The following is a 6580-nucleotide window of genomic DNA, read 5'->3' on the forward strand; positions in this document are numbered from 1 at the left end:
CCCCCGCACCACCAGCCTCGCTCCACCGCCAGACCACAACCCTCGACACCCTCAACGTCACGCGAACGCAACCTCACAACCACCGCCATCGCCAATCTCGCCCCCTGCCGATCCCGCAACTCCGGCACCGCCGACCCCACCGCCACCTCACCCCCACGGCTCCTGGTGCGGCTGCCCGTCTGTACACGACCGGGAGCGATCGCGCTTGTCCGCCAAGCAGGCCAGGGGTTGCATACAGTGTGTCCATTGCATGCAATGTATGCCGTCCGCTAACCTGATCCGCATGCAGACCGATGTGGCGCGGAGGCGGCTGAGGGAGTTGATCCTCGACGGCACGTACCCGCCCGGGGCGCGGTTGACCGAGATGGAGGTCGCGACCGCCCTGGACATGAGCCGCACCCCCGTCCGCGAGGCGCTCCGCGCGCTGGCCGCCGACGGGCTCGTGCAGCCCTCCGGGCGCGGCGTGGTGGTCGTGGCGTTGGAGCAGGGCGACCTGAACGAGGCGTACCAGGTGCGGGCGGCGCTGGAGGCGCTCACCGCCGAGCTGGCCGCAACCCGCCAGCGCGAGGGCCGCATCGCCCCCGCCGACCTCGCCTCGCTCCGCGAGATCGCGATCGAAACCGCCACGGCCACCGCCGAGGGGCGGTTGGCCGAGGCCGTGCGGCTCAACCGCCGCTTCCACCGGGTGATCGCCGAGCTGTCGGCCAACTCGATGGCACTGCACGCGCTGGAACGCATCTGGGATCAGATCCAGGTGTCCACGTTGCGCTCGCTGGCGCCGCCGTCGCGGCCCGCGTACGTGTCGGGCCAGCACGAGGAGCTCGTCGCCGCGATCGTTCTGGGCCACCCGGAGGAGGCCGCCAGGGTCGCCCGCGCACACGTACTCGACACCCGTAACATCACCCACAGCGAGGAGGACGAAGCATGACCCGCGAGCACACATACCCGGTCGTGGTGACCTGGACCGGCAACAAGGGCACCGGCACCAGCGGATACCGTGACTACGGCCGCGAGCACGAGCTGACCGCAGAAGGCCCGCCGGCCATCGCGGCCAGCTCCGACCCGGCCTTCCGCGGCGACCCGACACGCTGGAACCCGGAGCAGCTCCTCGTCGGCTCGCTGTCCCAGTGCCACATGCTGTCGTACCTGCACAAGTGCGCCACGGCGGGCGTCGTCATCACCGAGTACGTCGACAACGCGGTCGGGACCATGGCCGAGACCGCGGACGGCGGCCACTTCACCGAGGTGGTGCTGCGCCCCTCGATCACCGTGACATCGCCCGAGATGGCCGATGCCGCCACCAAGCTGCACGAAGACGCGCACAGGGCATGCTTCATCGCCAGCTCCGTGAACTTCCCGGTACGCGTCGAGCCGACCATCCGCGCCGTGTGACCGTAGGTTCGTCCCGGGTGGGCAGGTGCCTGCTCCGTACGGCCGTAGCGGGCCGGAAACCGGTTGGATGTCGCCCTTCACGCCCGGCAGGCTTGGAGCATGAACGATCTCCCCGGGTTCGAGCCCGACGCGCGCCTGCTGATCGTGAACAGCGACGACTTCGGAATGCACCGGGCGATCAACGACGCGGTCGTGCGCTCGATCGAGGAGGGGATCTCGGGCTCGTGCAGCCTGATGACGCCCTGCCCGGGGGCGGAGCACGCCATGCGACTGCTGCGCGACCGGCCGGAGATCCCGTTCGGGATCCATCTGACGTTGGTGTGCGACACGCCTCGCCGCAGGTGGGGGCCGCTGACGCCCAAGGAGGAGGTGCCGTCGCTGCTCGATGCGGCGGGTGAGCTGTTCACGCCCGATCGCATACCGGAGCTGCTCGCCCAGGCCCGTCTCGACGAGGTGGAGCGCGAGTTCCGCGCGCAGATCGCCGCCGTTACCGATGCCGGGCTGGCGCCCACCCACCTGGACTGGCACTGCCTGGCCGATGGCGGGCGCGCCGACGTTTTCGACCTGACGGTGGCGCTGGCCCAGGAGTACGGCCTGGCGGTGCGGGCCTGGCTCGACCCGGCCCGCCAGAAGGTACGGGCGCGCGGGCTGCCGGCGGTCGACCACGACTTCCTGGACAGCTTCCGGCTCGAACTCGACGGCAAGGCGGCCACGTACGCCAGGCTGCTGCGCGAGGTGCCCGTCGGGCTGAGCGAATGGGCCGTCCATCCGGGGCTCGGGGACGAGGACGCTCAGGCGATCGAGCCCGGCGGGTGGCGCGTGCGGCGGACCGACTACGAGTTCCTCACCTCCCCCGAGGCGCGCGAGATCCTGCGGAGCGAGGGGATCGTCGTGCTCGACTACCGGGTCCTGCAGGAGATCTGGGTGAAATGATGCCGCTGATCTCCCAGGCCGAAGTCGGAGGCGCGCTGCGGCGCCGTGGAGTTGTGATGGCTGCCTCCCCTTGACGCAACCGACGGCGGCGCCGAATCGTCCGGCTACTGCGACCGATCCCTGCTCCGCTCGCCGGCGCGTGGGGGCGGCAGCCGGATGACCAGCTTCTTGTCGCGCGCAAGCCGGTGCGCCACCTCGTTGAGCCGGGCGCAGACGTCCTTGATGTTCTGGTGGGCCTTGTTGCGCTCGGCGATGATCGCGGCGAGCAGCAGCGCGGTCAGCGCAGCGGAGCCGTTGAAGGCCTGGAGGGCGACCATGTTGAGGAGGAGGTCGTGCTGGGCGAACGGGCCGGAGTGGCGCGCGGCGGAGACGATCGCCACCGTCGACGTGATCAGCGCGCAAGCCGCGGCCCCGAGGAGTTGGAAACGCAGCGCGGACCAGATCAGGAAGGGGAACACGAGAAAGAGCAGGTTGATGGGGCCCGCGGTCGCCACCAGCGTGACGAGGAAGGTGCCCAGCAGCAGCGCCGCCCCTTCGACCCAGCGGAGCGGGTGGGCGTCCCGCGGCAGCCGGGTCGTGCGGCTCGCGAGCAGGAGCGGCGTGACCACGAGCACGCCCATCGCGTCGCCCGTCCACCACACCGACCACGCGGGCCAGAACTCGCCGGGCCGCAGCCCGCCGGCGAGCACCAGCGAACCGGCGCCGACGGTCGCACTGACCAGCATCCCGGCGAAGGCACCGAGGAACACCAGGGCGAGCGCGTCACGCAACCGGTCCAGTTCGATGCGGAAGCCCACGCGCTCGATCAGGAGGTAGGCGCAGACCGGCGCGAGCGTGTTCCCCACGGAGATGCCCAGGACGGCGGCCATCGTCGGCCCGATCGACACGTTGGTCAGGAATGCGCCGAGGGTGATGCCCGGCCAGGTCCGGAGGCCGAAGATGAGCAGGGCGGCCAGCCCGATTCCCGTCGAGGGCCACAGCGGCGTCACCTGCCCTCGGACCAGCTGCAGTCGCAGCCCCAGCTTGGCGGCCACGAGATAGGCGATCGCGACGGCGAGGATCTTCACGGCCGTCATGGCATGATCCCGTAGCCCATAGTGGACGGCGACAGCCCTCATAGGAACACCTCCGGCCCCGCCGAATCGACGCCCGGTCTAGCGCGTACCGCGGCAACACTCGTCTGTTCAGGCTCGGGTTCCGGCCTTTGGCGTGGCATGACCGGCCCTGTCTCAAAACTAGTCATAATCCGCCAGATAGGACCCAACGCCAGGTAATCGACATATACGTCAAAAGCGATATAGCCATAGAAAAGGGAAAGGCTCCTCCGTCGCGGCTATGCGGACGCGTGGCTTGGCGCCTGATTCGGTGCGACGCTGGGGTTGCGCAGGCAGGTCGTGGGACCGCGCCGATGTTCGCTGCGTGGCCCCACCTATGGTGTGCTTTCAGTGTTTGCCGAGGAAGTCGGTGATGAGCTGCAACCACTCGTCGGTTCGCTCCAGCATCGGGAGGTGGCCGCCGGCGATTTCGGCGAGTCGGGCGCCGGGGATGGTGTCGGCGAGCCGGCGGTGCAGGGCGGTGGAGGTGACCCAGTCGTCGGCGGTCGAGATGACCAAGGTGGGGACCTTGATGCCGGCCAGGTCGTCTCGGACGTCGACCCGGCCGACCAGGTCGACTTGTTCGGGGGAGCCGTCGGCTGCGGTGGCGGCGGCGAAGCCGAGGGTCTCCTGCAGTTGCTCGGACGACATCGACTCCAGCGCCTGGGTGCCGAGGGCCATCATGAGCAGGAATTCGGCGAGCGTCTCGCGGTCGCCGGACGCGGCGATCTTTCTCCAGACCGAGGAGGCAAGAGCGAGCCGGTTGTCACGGTACGGGAAGGTGGCGGTCAGGACGAGTGCGGTGACGCGCTCGGGGTGACGGGCGGCAGCGCGGATGGCGACCGAGCCGCCGAGGGAGAACCCGGACAGAGCGAAGCGGTCGAGGCCCTCCGCATCGGCGGCGGCGACGAGTTGGTCGGCAAGGTCGTCGACGGACAGCGGGGAGGTGGAGCGGGGGGTGTCGCCGCTGCCGGGGTAGTCGATGCCGACGACGGTGTGGCGGGCGGCGAGACCTTCCAGGATGGGGCCGTAGGTGTTGGCCAGGCTGCTGCCGGCGCCGTGGGCGAGGAGCAGGCCGGGGCCGGAGCCGAGGCGAGTGCGTGCGAACGTGGCTTCGGGCAGGGTGCGAGGTGACATGGTCAGCCATCTTTCAGAGGATCTTGATGCTGGTGGGGCGGGCAGCTGCATGCAGGCGCCGGGCGCGTGGCTGCCCGGACCTCGAATGCGGCGGCGAGGTCCGCGCCCGCCTCAGCGGCGGGAGGGTGGTGCGGGCTCCATCGGTTCCCGGTGCTCGTGGCCGGTCGGTGGAGCGCGTCGGGGCCGCGGCCTCGTTGAGCTCGGGTGAGGCGGTGGCCAGGGGTCAGGGCAGGAGGACAATCTTGCCCCGGTTGCGGCGGGCTTCGATGTCGACGTGGGCCTGGGCGGCTTCGCCGAGCGGGTAGGCCCGCCAGACGGGGAGATCGAACGCGGCGGTGGCGATCAGGTCGGCCAGCTGCGGCAGGGCCTCGGGGAAGCGATCCTCGGGGCTCATGCCGGTGAACCGCACGCCGTGCCGGGCGAAGGACGGATCGGCGATGGTGATGACCTTGCCCGCATCGCCGACCAGGGTGACGGATTCGGCGAGCACGCCCGCGCCGCAGGCATCGAAAACAAAGTTCACACCGCTCGGGGCCGCGCCCTTGACCCGCTCGGCCCAGCCCTCGCCGTAGCGCACGGCGGTCGCGCCGAGGCGATCGACCCGCTCGATGTCCCGCTCGGCGACTGTGCCGATCACGGCGATGCCGCGGGCGGCGGCCAGTTGCACCGCGATGGTGCCGACGCTGCCGCTCGCGCCGTGGATCAGCAAGGTCTGGCCCTTGTCGATCCCCAGATGCTCCAAGGCCCGGTAGGCGGCCTCGCCGACCGTGATCATGCCGGCCGCGGTCTCGTACGACAGCTGCTTCGGCTTGGCGAACGGCCGGTCCAGCAGTGCGTACTCGCTGTAGCCGCCCACCGAAGCGACGCCGAAGACCTCGTCGCCGACCGCGAAGCTCGCGCCTTCGCCGGCCTTGTCGACCACGCCTGCCACGTCCCACCCAGGCAGGTGCGGGAACTCGATGGGGAAGGCGTCCTGCATGATCCCGGCGCGGATCCGCGCATCGATCGGGTTGACGGCGGCCGCCCGTACGCGGATACGGATCTGACCCGGAGCCGGCTCCGGCGGCGGAACCTCCGACAGGGTGAGGACCTCCGGCCCGCCGTACTCGGAGAAGGTGATCGCAGTGGACATCAGGCACTTCCTGAGAAGAGGGAACCGCACACGCAAGAATCATCCATTGCGTGTGATTACCCTCTCTATTTATCACACGCGGCGTATGATTTGAGCTGTGATGTCAATCACACATCGTGTGTGATTACCTGTTAGGGTGGTGGCATGAAGCAGCCGGTCCACCGCCGTCAGCCGACCCCGAGCAACCCGCGCGTGCAGCGCACCCGTAACCATGTGCTGACCACCGCGCGAGAACTGCTACCTGAGGTCGGACCGGCAGGGTTGACCTATGCCCTGCTGGCCGAACGGGCAGATGTCACCCGCCAGACCCTCTACCGGCACTGGCCGAACCGAGCCGCGCTGCTCTTCGATCTCATCCTCGAAGGCCCCGACCTCGGCACCTACCCCGAACCGGGCAGCGATGTGCGCGCCGTGGCCACCGCCTGGCTGAAGAGCCTGCGCGCCGGCGTCAGCGTCCCGGCCATGCGCACCGCCGTCCTGGCCGTCACCGCCCAGGCCGACCACGACCCCGACAGCGCCCAGGCACTCGTCCGCATCGGCGAAGACCGCCACGCCGCCTTGAACAAGCTGCTGGAGCCCTCGGGCGTTCGGATCAGCGACGACGAATACACCCTGCTGTACGGGCCCGTCCTCGCCAGGCTCCTCCTCGACCGAGGCCAGGTCACCGACGCCTTCATCGATGCCGTCGTGGCCCAGTGGCTCACCACCCTGCAGCGTGCGGGCGCACTGCAGGCGAACCCGATGGAGACCTGACCGCCGCGGGTCAGCCCTCCGCGCCGTCCTCGTGCAGGGGCGCGACGGGCACCCTGGTCACTCAGAGCCGGAACGGCCCCGGTCCGCGTGGATGGACCGGGGCCGTTCGTCGTCGGCGGGCGTGGTGTGCCTCTCCTTG

7 protein-coding genes are annotated in these 6580 nt (G+C 70.0%); 4 read left to right on the top strand and 3 right to left on the bottom strand.

The features are described from left to right. Positions 1–283 precede the first annotated feature (283 nt). From ACWEPL_RS56390 to ACWEPL_RS56400, 3 genes are all read left to right on the top strand, one after another. Complete coding sequence (locus ACWEPL_RS56390; protein ID WP_363969568.1) at positions 284–928, top strand: GntR family transcriptional regulator; 645 nt, start codon at positions 284–286, stop codon at positions 926–928. Further along, positions 925–1392, top strand: a complete 468-nt coding sequence (locus ACWEPL_RS56395; RefSeq protein WP_452441494.1) for an OsmC family protein — start codon at positions 925–927, stop codon at positions 1390–1392. The genes ACWEPL_RS56390 and ACWEPL_RS56395 overlap by 4 nt, the downstream gene beginning before the upstream one ends. A 99-nt stretch (positions 1393–1491) precedes the next feature. Continuing rightward, positions 1492–2325: a polysaccharide deacetylase family protein gene (locus ACWEPL_RS56400; RefSeq protein WP_452441495.1), complete on the top strand. Its 834-nt coding sequence runs from the start codon at positions 1492–1494 to the stop codon at positions 2323–2325. A 104-nt stretch (positions 2326–2429) separates the two neighbouring features. Here the strand turns inward: ACWEPL_RS56400 and ACWEPL_RS56405 are convergent, their stop codons facing one another. The 3 genes from ACWEPL_RS56405 to ACWEPL_RS56415 all read right to left on the bottom strand — a co-directional run bounded on the left by ACWEPL_RS56405 (position 2430) and on the right by ACWEPL_RS56415 (position 5688). Next, positions 2430–3401, bottom strand: coding sequence for an MASE1 domain-containing protein (locus tag ACWEPL_RS56405; RefSeq protein ID WP_363969574.1), 972 nt, complete (start codon positions 3399–3401; stop codon positions 2430–2432). A 366-nt stretch (positions 3402–3767) separates the two neighbouring features. Beyond that, the gene (locus ACWEPL_RS56410) at positions 3768–4556 is read right to left on the bottom strand and encodes an alpha/beta fold hydrolase (protein ID WP_452441497.1); all 789 of its coding nucleotides are present in this window, start codon (positions 4554–4556) and stop codon (positions 3768–3770) included. Positions 4557–4779: 223 nt separating this feature from the next. Further along, a complete protein-coding gene (locus tag ACWEPL_RS56415; protein WP_452441498.1) occupies positions 4780–5688 on the bottom strand; it encodes an NADP-dependent oxidoreductase in 909 nt (302 codons plus the stop codon). Positions 5689–5832: 144 nt separating this feature from the next. Between ACWEPL_RS56415 and ACWEPL_RS56420 the strand changes: the two genes are divergently transcribed. Then, positions 5833–6441, top strand: a complete 609-nt coding sequence (locus ACWEPL_RS56420) for a TetR/AcrR family transcriptional regulator (RefSeq protein WP_452441499.1) — start codon at positions 5833–5835, stop codon at positions 6439–6441. The last annotated feature ends 139 nt before the right edge of the window (positions 6442–6580 follow it).

It is taken from the genome of Nonomuraea sp. NPDC004186 (assembly GCF_053603495.1).

Coding starts and splice junctions, on each gene's coding strand:
- ACWEPL_RS56410 (WP_452441497.1), bottom strand. CDS start 4,556: ATGTCACCTCGCACCCTGCCCGAAGCCACGTTCGCACGCACTCGCCTC.
- ACWEPL_RS56415 (WP_452441498.1), bottom strand. CDS start 5,688: ATGTCCACTGCGATCACCTTCTCCGAGTACGGCGGGCCGGAGGTCCTC.
- ACWEPL_RS56420 (WP_452441499.1), top strand. CDS start 5,833: ATGAAGCAGCCGGTCCACCGCCGTCAGCCGACCCCGAGCAACCCGCGC.
- ACWEPL_RS56400 (WP_452441495.1), top strand. CDS start 1,492: ATGAACGATCTCCCCGGGTTCGAGCCCGACGCGCGCCTGCTGATCGTG.
- ACWEPL_RS56405 (WP_363969574.1), bottom strand. CDS start 3,401: ATGACGGCCGTGAAGATCCTCGCCGTCGCGATCGCCTATCTCGTGGCC.
- ACWEPL_RS56395 (WP_452441494.1), top strand. CDS start 925: ATGACCCGCGAGCACACATACCCGGTCGTGGTGACCTGGACCGGCAAC.
- ACWEPL_RS56390 (WP_363969568.1), top strand. CDS start 284: ATGCAGACCGATGTGGCGCGGAGGCGGCTGAGGGAGTTGATCCTCGAC.